18 protein-coding genes and 1 other RNA gene are annotated in these 14009 nt (G+C 42.3%); 7 read left to right on the forward strand and 12 right to left on the reverse strand.

The window, feature by feature from the left end; translation table 11 throughout:
* Positions 1-62: 62 nt before the first annotated feature.
* The 6 genes from C7460_RS13235 to C7460_RS13260 all read right to left on the reverse strand — a co-directional run bounded on the left by C7460_RS13235 (position 63) and on the right by C7460_RS13260 (position 6789).
* Positions 63-908 (reverse strand): DUF4249 domain-containing protein, encoded by an 846-nt coding sequence (locus tag C7460_RS13235; protein WP_115868593.1) that lies wholly within the window; start codon positions 906-908, stop codon positions 63-65.
* Positions 905-3475 (reverse strand): TonB-dependent receptor, encoded by a 2571-nt coding sequence (locus C7460_RS13240; protein ID WP_170148010.1) that lies wholly within the window; start codon positions 3473-3475, stop codon positions 905-907. The genes C7460_RS13235 and C7460_RS13240 overlap by 4 nt, the downstream gene beginning before the upstream one ends.
* 79 nt (positions 3476-3554) lie before the next feature.
* Positions 3555-4424, reverse strand: coding sequence for a FecR family protein (locus C7460_RS13245; protein WP_115868595.1), 870 nt, complete (start codon positions 4422-4424; stop codon positions 3555-3557).
* A gap of 87 nt (positions 4425-4511) precedes the next feature.
* On the reverse strand, positions 4512-5066 hold the full coding sequence (locus tag C7460_RS13250) for an RNA polymerase sigma factor (RefSeq protein WP_115868596.1): 555 nt from the start codon (positions 5064-5066) through the stop codon (positions 4512-4514).
* Positions 5066-6172: a serine hydrolase domain-containing protein gene (locus C7460_RS13255; protein ID WP_115868597.1), complete on the reverse strand. Its 1107-nt coding sequence runs from the start codon at positions 6170-6172 to the stop codon at positions 5066-5068. Before C7460_RS13255 ends, C7460_RS13250 begins: the two co-directional genes overlap by 1 nt.
* Positions 6169-6789: a hypothetical protein gene (locus C7460_RS13260; RefSeq protein ID WP_115868598.1), complete on the reverse strand. Its 621-nt coding sequence runs from the start codon at positions 6787-6789 to the stop codon at positions 6169-6171. The genes C7460_RS13255 and C7460_RS13260 overlap by 4 nt, the downstream gene beginning before the upstream one ends.
* Positions 6790-6879: 90 nt before the next feature.
* On the opposite strand from C7460_RS13260, the gene C7460_RS13265 reads away from it, so the two are divergent.
* The 3 genes from C7460_RS13265 to C7460_RS13275 are packed head-to-tail and all read left to right on the forward strand — an operon-like array spanning position 6880 to position 8966.
* A complete protein-coding gene (locus C7460_RS13265; protein ID WP_115868599.1) occupies positions 6880-7434 on the forward strand; it encodes an RNA polymerase sigma factor in 555 nt (184 codons plus the stop codon).
* Positions 7427-7945 carry a hypothetical protein gene (locus C7460_RS13270; RefSeq protein ID WP_115868600.1) on the forward strand — a complete coding sequence of 173 codons (519 nt, stop codon included), beginning with the start codon at positions 7427-7429 and terminating at the stop codon, positions 7943-7945. The genes C7460_RS13265 and C7460_RS13270 overlap by 8 nt, the downstream gene beginning before the upstream one ends.
* Positions 7923-8966: a DUF4097 family beta strand repeat-containing protein gene (locus C7460_RS13275; protein WP_115868601.1), complete on the forward strand. Its 1044-nt coding sequence runs from the start codon at positions 7923-7925 to the stop codon at positions 8964-8966. Before C7460_RS13270 ends, C7460_RS13275 begins: the two co-directional genes overlap by 23 nt.
* A 9-nt stretch (positions 8967-8975) precedes the next feature.
* Here the strand turns inward: C7460_RS13275 and C7460_RS13280 are convergent, their stop codons facing one another.
* The 5 genes from C7460_RS13280 to C7460_RS23785 form a co-directional block, all read right to left on the reverse strand.
* The gene (locus C7460_RS13280; RefSeq protein ID WP_115868602.1) at positions 8976-9686 is read right to left on the reverse strand and encodes a cell division ATP-binding protein FtsE; all 711 of its coding nucleotides are present in this window, start codon (positions 9684-9686) and stop codon (positions 8976-8978) included.
* A 3-nt stretch (positions 9687-9689) separates the two neighbouring features.
* Positions 9690-9893 carry a fructose-6-phosphate aldolase gene (locus tag C7460_RS13285; RefSeq protein ID WP_115868603.1) on the reverse strand — a complete coding sequence of 68 codons (204 nt, stop codon included), beginning with the start codon at positions 9891-9893 and terminating at the stop codon, positions 9690-9692.
* A 38-nt stretch (positions 9894-9931) separates the two neighbouring features.
* Positions 9932-10588 carry a fructose-6-phosphate aldolase gene (gene fsa, locus C7460_RS13290; RefSeq protein WP_115868604.1) on the reverse strand — a complete coding sequence of 219 codons (657 nt, stop codon included), beginning with the start codon at positions 10586-10588 and terminating at the stop codon, positions 9932-9934.
* A gap of 54 nt (positions 10589-10642) precedes the next feature.
* Positions 10643-10736, reverse strand: an RNA gene (gene ffs, locus C7460_RS13295) — signal recognition particle sRNA small type.
* 68 nt (positions 10737-10804) lie between these two features.
* Positions 10805-10972, reverse strand: a complete 168-nt coding sequence (locus tag C7460_RS23785; protein ID WP_170148011.1) for a hypothetical protein — start codon at positions 10970-10972, stop codon at positions 10805-10807.
* A 274-nt stretch (positions 10973-11246) separates the two neighbouring features.
* On the opposite strand from C7460_RS23785, the gene C7460_RS13300 reads away from it, so the two are divergent.
* The 4 genes from C7460_RS13300 to C7460_RS13315 all read left to right on the forward strand — a co-directional run bounded on the left by C7460_RS13300 (position 11247) and on the right by C7460_RS13315 (position 13521).
* The gene (locus C7460_RS13300; protein WP_115868605.1) at positions 11247-11363 is read left to right on the forward strand and encodes a 30S ribosomal protein THX; all 117 of its coding nucleotides are present in this window, start codon (positions 11247-11249) and stop codon (positions 11361-11363) included.
* A gap of 32 nt (positions 11364-11395) precedes the next feature.
* A complete protein-coding gene (locus C7460_RS13305; RefSeq protein ID WP_115868606.1) occupies positions 11396-12094 on the forward strand; it encodes an outer membrane beta-barrel protein in 699 nt (232 codons plus the stop codon).
* Complete coding sequence (locus C7460_RS13310; RefSeq protein ID WP_245986350.1) at positions 12075-13175, forward strand: alkane 1-monooxygenase; 1101 nt, start codon at positions 12075-12077, stop codon at positions 13173-13175. The genes C7460_RS13305 and C7460_RS13310 overlap by 20 nt, the downstream gene beginning before the upstream one ends.
* Before the next feature lie 94 nt (positions 13176-13269).
* On the forward strand, positions 13270-13521 hold the full coding sequence (locus C7460_RS13315) for a hypothetical protein (protein WP_115868607.1): 252 nt from the start codon (positions 13270-13272) through the stop codon (positions 13519-13521).
* Positions 13522-13577: 56 nt separating this feature from the next.
* Here the strand turns inward: C7460_RS13315 and C7460_RS13320 are convergent, their stop codons facing one another.
* Positions 13578-14006 carry a tellurite resistance TerB family protein gene (locus C7460_RS13320; protein WP_245986352.1) on the reverse strand — a complete coding sequence of 143 codons (429 nt, stop codon included), beginning with the start codon at positions 14004-14006 and terminating at the stop codon, positions 13578-13580.
* Between the last annotated feature and the right edge of the window lie 3 nt (positions 14007-14009).

The raw sequence follows: 14009 nt of genomic DNA on the forward strand, positions 1-14009 counted from the left end.
TTCTGATCATACACCGTTAAGGCAATCAGAATGGTAGGGACCCCTAAAAAGATTCAAAAAAATTATTCGGATATATTGGTTTCGACAGTTCGAACAGATGCCGCACCCCAAAAGCCCAGCACTTCTTCATCAACATTTTCAAAAGATAGATTGCCAGGTATGGGGCCGGGCGATACTGCAGACACCGTGCCTATTGTGGTTGTCTGGGCCTTAAGAAGCTCAAGATAGCGGTACCCTGAAGCAGAAATTTGGAGCAGTTCAATTTTTATGTCATCGCCAAGACTATAATCAAACGAGTTGAATTCATTTTGATAACTCTTTCCATTAATAAACCGGTCATTGAGTAGCACAATATGTCTTGGTTCATTGAAAAGAGTATCGTTTTTATAAAGCTTCCATCGGTAATAGTCTTGGCTTTGATCGTTATCAGATGTAAACACTACAGGGTAATAAACGATCTCAGGCTCGTCGGTGGTTTCAGATATGCGCTCATAGGAAGTATAAGTCAGGCTATCGATAGCAGGGGCAGATTTCATTACTTGTGGTTCGGAAAGAATACGTCTGCCATCACTCAGCAAAATCTCTAAGGTGTAGCTGATGCCGTGCTTCCCGCTAAACGATCGCGTCGACTGGTAACGCCCATCTTTTGTATGCACGAACAGGTAAGAATCATTGATATTGCTGATGACTTTCACAGATAGGGCGTCATTTACAGATGGAGGAGTCGTTTGTACAGCGAAACCTACGGACTGTGTGATTCTGATTTCTTGCAAAGTGTCCTGATCGATAAGCCAACCTTCTACTACTATTCTGGATGGAGATTCGCCCAGATCAACTTCATTGATAGAACATCCATAAAGTGCCATCATACTTAATATTACAATTGCTATGGAGGTTGATACTTTCATAGCTTAAAGTGATAAGTGATAGCAGGAATTACAGAATCAAAAATAGAGTAGGGCGTAACCGATGTATTTCCCGAAGATTCATTTTCATCAAAAATATAGGAGTACACATTGTCACGACCATAAACATTGTAAACCACCAGTGTCCAGTAGTCTCGCCATTTCTTCGGGCTTCCATCTTTTTTTACCGTTCTACCTTCCCATTTGATGGACAAATCCAGACGATGGTAATCGGGTAGTCTGTTGTTGTTTCGTTTGCCAAAAAGTGGAATTACATTGCCTTCATAATAGTATTTGCCTTCAGGTAGCGTATACGGTCTTCCTGAGTTGTAATTGAAGCTAAATGAGCCACTGAGCCGAGGGGTAAACTGATATATATTGACCAGAGAAATGTCATGTCTTCTGTCATGGTCTGCTGGGAAATAATCACCATTGTTAATCGTACTTTCTTCAAACGGCCCGGCCACCTGCACTTCACTTCTGGACAGGGTATAACTCAACCATCCCGTGTATCGACCTTTGTTTTTCTTTATAAAAAGCTCCATTCCGTAAGCTCTACCTGTTCCATTGAGTAGTTCAGTTTCAGGGTTTTCATTGAAAAGTAAATCAGCCCCATTTTTATAGGCGATAAGGTCGGATATTTGTTTGTAATATATGTCCAGGTAGGATTCCCATACATTTTCTTTGAAGTTTTTATAATAACCCAACGAATAGTGGTTGGAAACCGTGGGTGCAATGTGCGTGTCACTGAGTTTCCAGATGTCCGTCGGAGACGGAGTGATGGTGTTAGAAATTAAGTGTAAGTATTGAATATTCTTGGAATAACTTGCTTTGAGAGTAGAGGTTTCATTGACGCGGAAGGCAGCGGAGACTCGCGGTTCGAACCCAAAGTAAGACTGGGCTACCTTCCCTTGATCGTAGGATATGGTATCTACAATATTTTCATCGTTTCTTGGTTTGTTAGCTGCGTATAGGTAGACCTCTTCAGGTCCAATTGTATGCAGTGAAGAGAAGCGAAACCCGTAAAGTAGCTTTAGCCTCGAAAAAAGTTGGGTTTCGTGGCTGGCATAAAGCGCGGTTTCCAGTCCATGCTCTGTATCTAGTAGGAGGGAATCTGACGAGGAATCTTCATCAAACGGAATGCGGTCTCCGGGTTTTAATCGATGCAAGATCAGGTTGCCACCAAATTCAAAGTGCTGGTTCGGTGAAAGTGTAAAGCTCCAGTCTGATTTGAGTGTGTAGTCAATTATTCGAGAGTTGCCTACAAAACTAGCCGCCTCACGAGGTTGGGTAATTCTGTAATTGTACTGACTCACAATCGCTGAAAAATTGGTGAAAAGTCTTGGCGTATGCAGGTGATTCCAGCGCAATGAGAAATTACGGTTTCCCCAGTTTCTAACAGTTTCAAAGGTGTTTTGGCTACGGTCGTTGCCAAAGTATCCTGATGCGTAGAAGGTATTTCGCTTGTTGAATTTCCAATTTATTTTAGCATTGACATCCTGAAAGCTGGACCGATTGCCGTCATCCAGTGAAATGTTGAATAAGGATTGTCTGCCCGAAAGGATAAACGAGCTTTCTTCTTTTTTGATGGGCCCCTCGGCAATGAATCGGGCAGATACTAACCCGATACCACCAGTAATGTGATAGTTCTGATCATCGCCTTCCTTTTGGTGTACAGTGATTACCGATGATGCTCTGCCTCCGTAGGATGGGGGGACAAAACCTTTCATGATTTCTACATTATTGACTGCTTCTGGGTTAAAGACAGATATCAAACCAAATAAATGATTGGGATTGTATACGGTAGCCTCGTCTAGAAGTATGAGGTTCTGATCCACACCACCGCCTCGTATATTCAACCCATTAGCATCTTCGCCCAGAGTGTTGATGCCCGGAAGGAGCGCAGCACCCTGTAAGATGTCTACCTCGCCTAAAAAGTATGGAATTTGACCTTTGGTGCTCAAGTCCATGGTGTTGATACCAGGTATGATACTTTCTACATTAAAATCGGGTTCTTTGGCTGATACGATTACTTCGGTAAGCTGCTCCGTCATGGGCTGCAAATCGAAGTTTAGGTTTAAGTTTTGGGCAAGGCGAATGGTATCCAATTGGCGCTTAAAGCCTATAAATGATACGCCTATTACGTGTGTACCTTCTTCCAATGTGAGCGAATAGTGTCCATAGTTATTGGTGATGCTGCCGGAAGTAGTGCCTACTTTCTGTATGCTTGCACCGATCAACACTTCGCCGTTTTCTGCATCTCGGACGATCCCTTGCAGGGTAAATGTCCTGGGTGGTTTGTAGGTTAAAGTGATCGTTTCACTTACCTGGTGGTGGTAAACTCTATGTGACTTGAGTAGTTGCAATACCTCATTTAGTGAAATAGGTGAATGAGGTATGGTGACCTTTATACGAGGGAGCTTGTCTGTGCTATAAGCAAGTTTAATGTTTTGTGCGGCTAATTGAGACAGGAGTTCGGGTAGAGGGTAATCAGCAGGGGGAATATGTAGATCATCCACTTTCTGACCGTGGGTCAATGAAGACCACATCATCAGCAGAAATGCAATCAAATATGTGAATGGTAGTTTTAACAGCATGCGAACAAATTCCCCGCGTCATCCAAGAAACTTGTCGCAAAAATAGTTGGGTTTAGTTACAACCTCTCCCTGAAAGCTTTATAAGATCACCCTTCTTTTTAGCTTTTACCTGTAGAATCGATTGGAGGGTTGTCAATACCTCGTCGAAAGAGGCGTTTTCAAACTTGGCAGTTACTTTGCAGTTTAGAATGGATTTGCTACTTGTAAATTTCACCTTGTAGTAACGCTCCAATTGAGGGAGTGCCTGCTTTAAGTGTTCATTGCTAAACTTGAAATGTCCTGTTCGCCAGGCCAGTGCGTTTGGATTGTATGTGTAGAACTTTCTTACTTCATTTCCATTTGCCAGCGCACGTTCGCCAGCAATCAGTTCCGTCTGAGATTCGCCAGAAGAGACTGAGACTTTTCCAGAGCTTACCATTACATCCAGTGTTTTCCCAGATTTGACATTAAACTGAGTTCCTAGGACTTCTATTTTTCCCTGTTTCGTAGTTACGATAAATGGTTTGTCAGATTTGGTAACAGCGAAAAATGCCTCTCCTGTGAGAAATATCGCGCGAGTTTCATCAAACGTCTCAGGGTATGAAACTTTGGCATTTGCAGCAAGTGTAATGGTGGATTGATCGGGGAGTGTCAAGATCTCACCATCTTTACTTGCAACAATTTCGAGCTCATTTGCGGAATTGTAGACGTTTTCGTAAGTCACCCAGGCCAGTCCTATAGCTAGTACCAGCATGGCCGCTATTCTGAACACCTTAGGCCATACGGAGGCTGGTTTCAGTTTTGCATCTACTTTTTTCCAGGCCTTTTCAATATTTACCGGGCAGTCATATGCGGTCAGCTCCTGAAATGTCTCATAATCCTTATCAGGATGAGTATTTCCATTTGCTTGTTGATGATAGTTGTCTGTCCAGTTTTTATTCATGGTAGTAGTAAGGCAATGCGTAAGTAGCGTACCCCTAAATGAACTGAAAAAATATGTGGGATTTTTCACATATTAATTTGAATATATTCATAACCCGTGATTTTTCAATTCTTCATTAAGGCTTTCTTTTAACTTCCGGAGAGCAATGGTCATTTGGTTTTCCACGGTCTTAGTTGAGATCTCGAGTTCCTCGGCTATTTCAGCATATGTAAGCCCTCCATATCGGCTCAATACGAAAATGCTTTTACATTTCTTCGGTAGCTGATCTATGGCAAGCTGAATTTTACGTTTTAATGCTCCAGACTCATCCTCAGGCATTTCTGTGGTCATCGCGCTTACACCTTCCAGGTCTGTGGTAGCTTGTTGTTTGGGGAGCTCCAGACGAATGTAATTGATGCATTTGTTTTTCACAGAAGACATTAAGTAGGCTTTCAGGCTCCCTTTTAGAGCTATTTTATGTCGCTTTTCCCAGATGTAAATAAAGGCTTCCTGAGCAATTTCTTCGCCTATTGTTTGATTTCTAACGATACTCGTAGCAAACCGGGTGAGCTCGGCGTAGTAGGAGCGAAACACCACTTCAAATGACTGATAATCGTCATTCTTAATTTGATCAAAAAGTGTGGCATCATCCTGCTTTGTCATTAGTTTGCTTGCGGAGAGTAAGTGGACTGTAATGTGCGCAAAAACAGATACAAAGATGGGTTGAACACGTCATGATAAAAAAGGTTGGATGACGTAATGCCTACGACCAGCTGCTGGTCCGGTACCAGGTATAGACTGTACCCGCTTATACTGGTTTGAAAGTATATCTTTTGAGAGCTCTGAGTGTTTTCTTCTATAAATTGATCTGAAAAAACTTTCCAACCTAAACCATTTCCATAGTACTGATTGGTAAGCCTTGCCGGAGTGACCACTTCCAGCGCCCAATCTCTGCTGATTATTCGTTGTTTGTTTAGCCACCGGCCTTCATTAAGGACCAAAAATCCAATACGGGTATAGTCTAATGTGCTCAGGTATAGTCCGTCGGAGGCATTGAGTAAACCGGAATGACTTTTCTCCCACTCAAAATGCTGAATTCCGAGAGGGTGCAGGAGCCTCTCGCTGATATAGTCGGTAAGGTCTCTATCAATCAGTAAGTTTTGTAGGATTTTAGCAACTACCATTGCCGTGCCACTATTTGGGACGGTGCGCAGGCCTGGCTGTGCCTCCAGTGGCTGTCTCAGTACATACCCTGGCCAATCAGTGGTGCGTTTCATCGAAGAAATGTCACTGCTATTTCCTGGGGCGTAAACTGATGGTTCGGCCCAGGCTAGTCCCGACTTGTTTTCCAAAAGATGCCTGATTGTGATTTTCCGTTTATCTGGATTTTCATCAAAAATATCAGTGTACTCGGGAAGGTGAGTATATATGGGGTCATCCAGGGAGCAAAGCCCTTCAGTAATAAAAAAGTCTAAAGCCAAGATGATTACGCCGTAGGTAGCATTTCCAATGGGGCGTAAGGTGTGGCGCGTGTGATCACCGTAATAGTTCTCAAAAAAAAGCTGCTGGTCTTTTACCATAAGTACTCCAGTGATGTCATTGTAGACTTTTTCACTGATGGCTTTGTCTAGCTCATAAAGCGTTTCAGATTGAAAATTTACAGACTCTGGCGAAGCGTATTCCCAGATGGGATCAAGGTCTGATATTTCTTCACCAGTATAGCAAGCCGTAATACATACAAGCATCGATATGACTGCCAGGTTTTTCATTTTACCAACACTAACATTAAGCCCAGGCTTGCAGTAAAACCAGTTAGATCGTTATTTTGAACGTTTACCATTTCTAAATTATTCATGTACCGATATCCTATCCCTGTGCATACATTTATCCCGCGAATGGGCTTGTAGTAGACTAAAAGTTGCGGGTGAACTGTCCAAAACCTGTCGCGCTCAAACACCTGCTGGCTGTCCTGACGCTTCCAGGTAGCGTCACCAAACCCTATGTTGAGTTGACCATTGATGTCTACTGATTTGGTACGAAAAAATGGTCCGTTGAGATATCCTCCACCATACTCGTAAGTAAACGTAAATTCGTTTGGGAAGATGAGTGTTCGGTTCACTTCACCATTAAATTGGTGCCTAAAAAAACCTCCGGTGATGCCTTTGAAGGCAATACCCATCCAGAATTCGCTGGATAGTCTGTATTGTTGCATGGATGGACTCATCATCACTTGCATGCCAAGTTTTATACCCAGAGACTCAGGTACATCATCTAGCCAACTCAGCGTGTCAGTGGCATGAGTCAGGCTATCGGTGTCCTGAGCGTTCGTTAGCTGGTAAGCTAAAAGTCCCAGAACGATAAGAACAATGCGAAGACAAGAGGTCATTTCGTAAACTTACACCAAAGCCAAGAATTTTCACCTCTTCGTGCAACCTTGTTAATTTCACTGGGTCCTTAGGGTGAACCTAACAAAAAATTGGAAGAGCAAACCGTAAACATTCACGATGACATTATCAACCGCTGCATTGAAGGTGATGAAGTAGCTCAGTTTGAGCTGTACAGGCTTTATAGCAAGGCTATGTACAATACAGCTTTACGAATATGTGGTGCTTCGAGTGATGCCGAGGATGTTTTGCAGGAAGCTTTTGTGAGCGCATTCGATCGACTGCATACTTACCGGAGAGAGGCAGCCTTTGGTGCCTGGCTCAAACGTATCGTCATCAACAAGGCCCTCAATCATTTGCGTACTCAGCAAAAGTATGCAATGATGATGGAGGACACTCATGAGCACCTGGAAGTTGCTGAAAGTACAGATGAACTAACGGAATTACAGGTACAACACGTCAAAGATGCACTCTTTCAATTGCCAGTAGGGTTTCGGACCGTTCTTTCGCTGTATCTACTAGAAGGCTATGACCATCGAGAAATTAGTGAGATTTTGGGAATAGCCGAGTCTACTAGCAAGACACAGTACAAGCGTGCTAAAGAGCGGTTAAAAGATGTTTTACGATCAAAGTTGAATTATGGGTGAACTAGAGAATTGGGTTAGGAAAAACCGCTCTGCTTTTGATAGTGAGGAGCCCTCTCAAGAGGTGTGGCGAGCTATTCAGGCAAGAAACCGACAAAAAGTCAACTGGTGGCTCTATGGCTGGAAGTCTGCAGCGGTTCTGCTGCTATTGTGTACCTGCTATTTGTTATACGAGCGGCAGTTGGACTCTTCGACTTCTTCAGCTCAAGAAGGTCAGCAGGCCTGGGTTCATCAGCCAGTTGAGGCGTACTACACAGAATTGATTTCATCAAAAACCGCAGCAGTAGTAGGTCATGGTGATCAAAAACTCACACGAGAATTTTTATTGGAAATTAATCGCCTGGAAAAGCAATACAAAGAATTACAGCGTGCCTATCACTATCAAAATGAAGCTGACAGGCTGGAAAACGCCATGATTCAAAACCTCAGGTTGCGATTGGAGCTGCTAGATAGGCAATTGCATATTTTGGAAACTCAAAAGGAAAAGAGAAATGAAAAAGCAATACATAGTTAGTGTCATACTGCTCATGGTCACTAGTATGACAATGCTTGCTTCGGCACTAGACGAACGTAGCAAGCGTATCAACAAGACGTTTACAGTTCGCCCAAATACCACGGTGGAAGTGACCAACCGATATGGGAAAATTCATGTGAATGTATGGAATAAGCCAACTTGTGAAGTTAAAGTGGAAGTAGTAGTGGAAGGACGCAGTGCTCAGCGTGCGAAAGAATTGCTGGACCAGATTGATGTGGAATTCGATGAGGGAGACGCTTATCTTGAAATGAAAACCGAATATGATGGGGTAAACACCAAACGGAATGAGAATTTTGAGGTCAATTATACCATTAATCTGCCGGCTAATAACCCTTTAGAAATTGAAAATCACTTTGGAGATGTCTACCTGGATAGCCGCACGGGTATCACGGAAGTGTTGCTTAAATATGGTCAAATAAAAGCCGGAGATTTTACAGGATTTTTGGATTTGACTCTGGAGTTTGGAGGAGGGTCTATAGGCAACCTGTCCAGTGCCGAGCTCAAAGTGAAATATTCTGAGTTACGCATAGCGTCAGCTCAAGACCTGGATTTTGAACAACAATTCTCAGATATTAAGCTGGATGCTGTCAATGAACTCGAGATGGAAAGCAAGTATGGAGATGTGGAGCTTGGTGTTGTTGGGCGGGCAGAAATTGATGCTCAATTCTCAGGGTTTACAATTGACGAGTTGAAGGACTATATGGATATGACGGCCAGCTATGTGTCCGGGTTTAAGATAAATAAGGTGAGTTCAGCTTTTTCGGAGATAGACATTTCGGGTAAGTTTAGTGACTATACCCTGGTGTTTCCAGAAAAAGTGGCGGCTGATCTAGAGGCGAGGTTTAGTTTCTCAGACCTACGTATGGATAGAGATGATGCTGATGTATACTACCGTGAAAAGGACACCAACCGAAGCGAATACAAAGCAAGGCTGGGAGGGGGCAGCTCCACCAAAAAGATAACTGTAAAATCTAGCTATGGGGATTTGACCATTCGCTAGCCATTAGGTTCAATAGATTCCGGTAAGCTCAAATTCTTCTTTGGAGGAGTCTTTGATCTTGCCGTTTTCGCATTTGAGTACTCTCGCCGGAAACTGTTCGATAAAATGGTGGTTGTGAGTGGCCATTACCACTGCAGTTCCACTTTTGTTGATTTCCAAAAAGAGCTTCATGATGCCTTCTGATACTTCCGGATCAAGGTTTCCTGTTGGTTCGTCCGCAAAGAGAATTTGAGGTTCGTTGATAAGGGCTCTAGCAATAACTACACGCTGCTGCTCACCACCACTCAACTGGTGTGGCATCTTGCTGGATACAGCTCCCAGACCTACACGCATGAGTACTTCAGCCAGTCTGCTTTTCATTTTGGCCTTATCTTTCCAGCCTGTAGCTTTCATTACAAAAAAGAGGTTTTCTGCTACGCTACGGTCATAAAACAGCTCAAAAGCCTGAAATATAATGCCTATTTTTCTTCTCAAAAAGGGGATTTCGCTGCTCTTAATATCACGAATCCCATGACCTACTACGGTAATGTCACCAAGTCTGAGAGGTAAGTCACCGTATAGTGTTTTAAGCAAAGAGGATTTTCCACTGCCAGTCCGCCCCACGAGGTAAACAAATTCACCTTTAGTTATCTGAAAATCTATTTCGCTCAGTACCGTGGCATGATCTTGAAAAATAGTAGCATTTGCTACGTTTACTACAGGTTCATTTGAAAAAGACATAGACTACAGTTCCAGTTTCTGAAGTTTACCAAATGGAAGCTCGGCAATGATAGACTTGAGAGCTTCTTCCTTGCCCTCAAGTCCAAACTTTTCAAGCTTAGACAATGGCCGATCTGCCCGAAAGTATGCAATCAGTACGAATTTATCGTCGCGCAATTGTATATAATCAGGAATTTTGGCTTTGCCTTTTACTTTAATGATATACATGTTGGCTATTGAGTTTATCATCCAACTGCCAAATGTACTTATTGGTTGCCTTTTTTGTAGTCGGCCAGGAATTTTTCAAGTCCACTATCGGTCAGTGGGTGTTTGAGTAGACCTGTGATCACATTGAGTGGACATGTAACTACATCAGCACCAATTTCCGCACATTGGATCAGGTGCATGTTGTGGCGTACCGATGCTGCCAGTATTTCAGTTTCAAACTCGTAATTGTCAAAAATTTGAACGATTTGCTCGATAAGTGTAAGCCCATCCGTGCAGATATCGTCCAGTCGGCCAATAAAAGGGGAGATGTATGACGCACCTGCTTTTGCAGCGAGAATGGCTTGACCTGCGTTAAATATCAATGTGCAGTTTGTTCTGATCCCTTCATCCGTCAGTGCTTTGATCGCTTTTACACCATCTTTGATCATTGGGATCTTTACCACAATCTTATCATCTATGGCAGCCAGTTTTTTACCTTCAGCAAGCATGGCCTCATATTCTGTAGAAATGACCTCTGCACTTACATTGTCATCTACGATATCACAGATGTCCTTATAGCGCTGAAGGATGTTTTGCTCTCCAGTGATGCCTTCCTTGGCCATCAAAGAGGGGTTGGTAGTCACGCCATCAAGTACACCCAGATCATAAGCTTCCTGGATATCGTCCAGATTTGCTGTATCAATAAAGAATTTCATAAAAGCTAGTGGTTTTTTAAGTGAAGAATTTTTCTAGATAGGTCTAAAATAAAAAAAGGCAAACGAAATGTCGCACCGCTACAACCGCCTACCCTTGCTACCTTCCGGTCCTGGGGGATTCAGCAGGAGCTGGTCGCATCCGTTTGCCGAATTGCAAAGGTAATAAAGAAAAATCCTTCCAAAAAAGGAAGTGAGAGAATTTAACTGCGTAGACTTCTAGAGCTCTGATATTGGCCGGTAATGAGCGGGCCGTGTTTCATAATTGGATTCGTCTTCTTCTAAATCCACCAAGTCATCAGCGTCTGAAAAAAATGATCTGTCTAGTACGTCATCAATGTCTAAAAAGTCCGTACTTTCTTCTCTTTTCATATCGATCTTCTCCATGGCTTTTAGTTGTTTAGTTATGCTAAATAAATCAGTTAATCCGTTGGTAAAAAGTGAAAGGAGTTAACTGTTTTTTAGATATGTGTTATTAAAAAATGTCTTGAAAGATAATTCTTTCATTGGTTTATGCAAAACGGGATAGTGTGAAAAATGTTTCAACTCAACGTCTGTCAACTGTAAGATGTTCCTTATAAATCACATAGTTATTACCTTTGGAAATCCTTGGGAAATGTACCCGAGGCAATGTTTATGTTTTACTTAAACTTCTAGTACAATGGGAAAAGGAGACAGAAAAACCAAAAAAGGGAAAATCTGGCGTGGAACCACAGGTGTTAGACGGCCTAGGAAAGCAGGTAAAGTAACGACGCAAACAGCCAGGAAAAAGGATTAAACAATAGCCACTCGCAAGAGTGGTTTTTCATTATGAAGAGACTATTAGTTGTAGGGTGTCTGTTAGTGGCCATATCTGCTACAGGTCAGGTAAAGGGATTTGTGGGTCTGAAAGGAGGAGGACAGGCGGCTAGTGCTTATATAGAGCATACCATATACACCACTTTTATGGATATTGGTATTATACCCGGGTATCATGGGGGAGTGATAGCCAAGCTTTTTACAAATCAAAATCCAGGATCTTTCTTAAATGCCGGATTACAAAGTGGTCTTACCTATTCACAAAAAGGATGGCGACAACATTTCCCTACGGAGCATCCCTCGTACACGGTGAAAATGTCCTACCTGGAAGTGCCGGTTGAAGCTATGATCTATGCCGGTAAGCAAAATTTCAAGGTCTTTTCTACACTGGGAGTCTATACAGAATACCTACTCAATGTAGACAAGGACCCTGATCCAGATACGGATCCGGCTGTAATTGGTAATGATGTCGATTTTTATACCTATCAGGAAGGGTATGATAAGACCTTTGGGTATGGCTGTAGGGTATCTTTAGGTGTGCAGTATGAATCACCCATTGGCGCTTTTCATGCGGATGGCTTTTTCGGCTTTTCGATCAGTAGTTTTATGCGATCCGATGATCTCGGAGAGGAACGCCCCGATTTATCAAATCACTACACGCTAGGGTTTTCATTAGCCTACCTTATACCTTTTGGTAAAATGGAATATTGATTACCTTTCAGGTATAGATTGCCTGAAAATGAAGCGTTTATACCCCGTTAAATATTTTGCTACTTTTACATTGCCAGCCTTGGTAATGATTTCATTTACCCATACAGGATGGGTGACTTTTTTGCCATTAGCCGAAGCGTTTGTTGTTGTGCCCTTGTTGGAGCTGTTTTTTGCTCCAGATAGCCGCAACATAACAAAAGATGAAGAACAAGAACTGTTGAAAAATACGTGGTTTGATTGGCTGGTATATCTTGTGGTTCCGGTACACCTGGTCATGGTTGGTTTTTTTCTCTGGCAGATGCAATCTGGCCCCGAGAGCCTTCTTACAATCATGGGTAGAGTGAGCGCTATGGGACTCTTGTGTGGAGTACTGGGTATCAATGTTGCGCATGAGCTTGGCCATAGAAAAAATACCTGGGAGCAATTGATGAGCAAATTGTTGTTGCTCACCTCTTTTTACATGCATTTTTTTATAGAGCATAACCGGGGGCACCACAAAAATGCGGCTACACCTGAAGATCCTGCGACTGCTCGTTACAATGAACCACTATATACTTTTTGGGTGAGGTCAATCATAAAATCTTACCTGTCTGCATGGAAACTCGAAGCTGACAGGCTCCGAAAAATAGGATCTTCGTCATTGACATTAAAGAATGAGATGTTAACGTTTCAGTTAATCCAACTTCTTTTTATCTCCGCCATCATACTATTTGGCGGTTGGGCTTTGCTGCTGTACTATACCATGGCCGCATTTATGGGCATTCTTCTATTAGAAACGGTTAATTACATAGAGCATTATGGTTTGGTGCGTGAGCAAAGAGAAGGGCGTTACCAACGTGTGATGCCTGAGCATAGTTGGAATAGTGATCACATGGTAGGAAGGCTAATGTTATTTGAATTGTCACGACATTCAGATCATCACTATCAGGCTAACAGGAAGTATCAGATACTGCGACATATGGAAGTAAGCCCACAAATGCCTACCGGTTACCCCGGAATGATGATACTAGCTTTTGTACCGCCTTTGTGGTTTAGGATTATGAATCGTAGGGTTGTTGATTTTAAGAAAATGTTAAGTTAATTGACATATTCGCATCATAATATTTAATTGTCTGGATATTATTTAATAAAAACACTAAATTTGTGATAATATTATAACCGCATAGAATACAATCATGTCTGCAGAAAAAATGGAACAAGCCTTAATTAATGCGAAAGACAAGTTGACAAAACTCAACATTGAGGAGCAGCTTGTGTCTGAGATCGAGTGGTGTCTGGGTAGCTATACCCATGATCACAATCCGGCTGGCCTTTATGAGAAAGGCGAGCAAGCAAAAACAGCGCTGGAGTCTTACAAAAAAGACAATCCACGCAAAGTCTCTAAGAAATTGTTGGATGATTTATCCAAAGCTCTAAAAGCACAGTAAGACTAGGGACCAGCTATAAAAAAAATCCCGCGGCATTCGCGGGATTTTTTTTGTTCTTACTTCTTTTTAGGGATAATGTGCTGGTCAGCTATGGACCTCAAAAAGCTACGTTTAGTACTAATTTGTGGATCGGAGTAAATGTATGCAGAAAGCTCCGCTACTACACCAGGCTTGTACCCAAGCCCCAATGCTAACCGCTCGCAAAATTCTATTTCACTTTGGAATATTTTCCCATCCACTTTCATTAATTGAATTACGTTGTGGAGGTATTCAAATTTCTCATCAGGCGGTAGATCCTTCAGTACTGGGATAGGGCGAGGGTTGTCTATTATCAATTCAATTTCTTCATGAGAAAGTCCGTTTCGTTCTCCAATCTTATGAATCATTTTTCCCTCTTCTTCAGCCAAAAACTTGTCAGCCATTGAGAGGTGCACGAGGATACTCAATTGTTCTTCTACAGGTAACATACTGTGAAGATAATTCAAAAT

Source organism: Marinoscillum furvescens DSM 4134 (assembly GCF_003386095.1).
In the GTDB taxonomy this organism is placed as follows: Bacteria; Bacteroidota; Bacteroidia; order Cytophagales; family Cyclobacteriaceae; genus Marinoscillum; species Marinoscillum furvescens.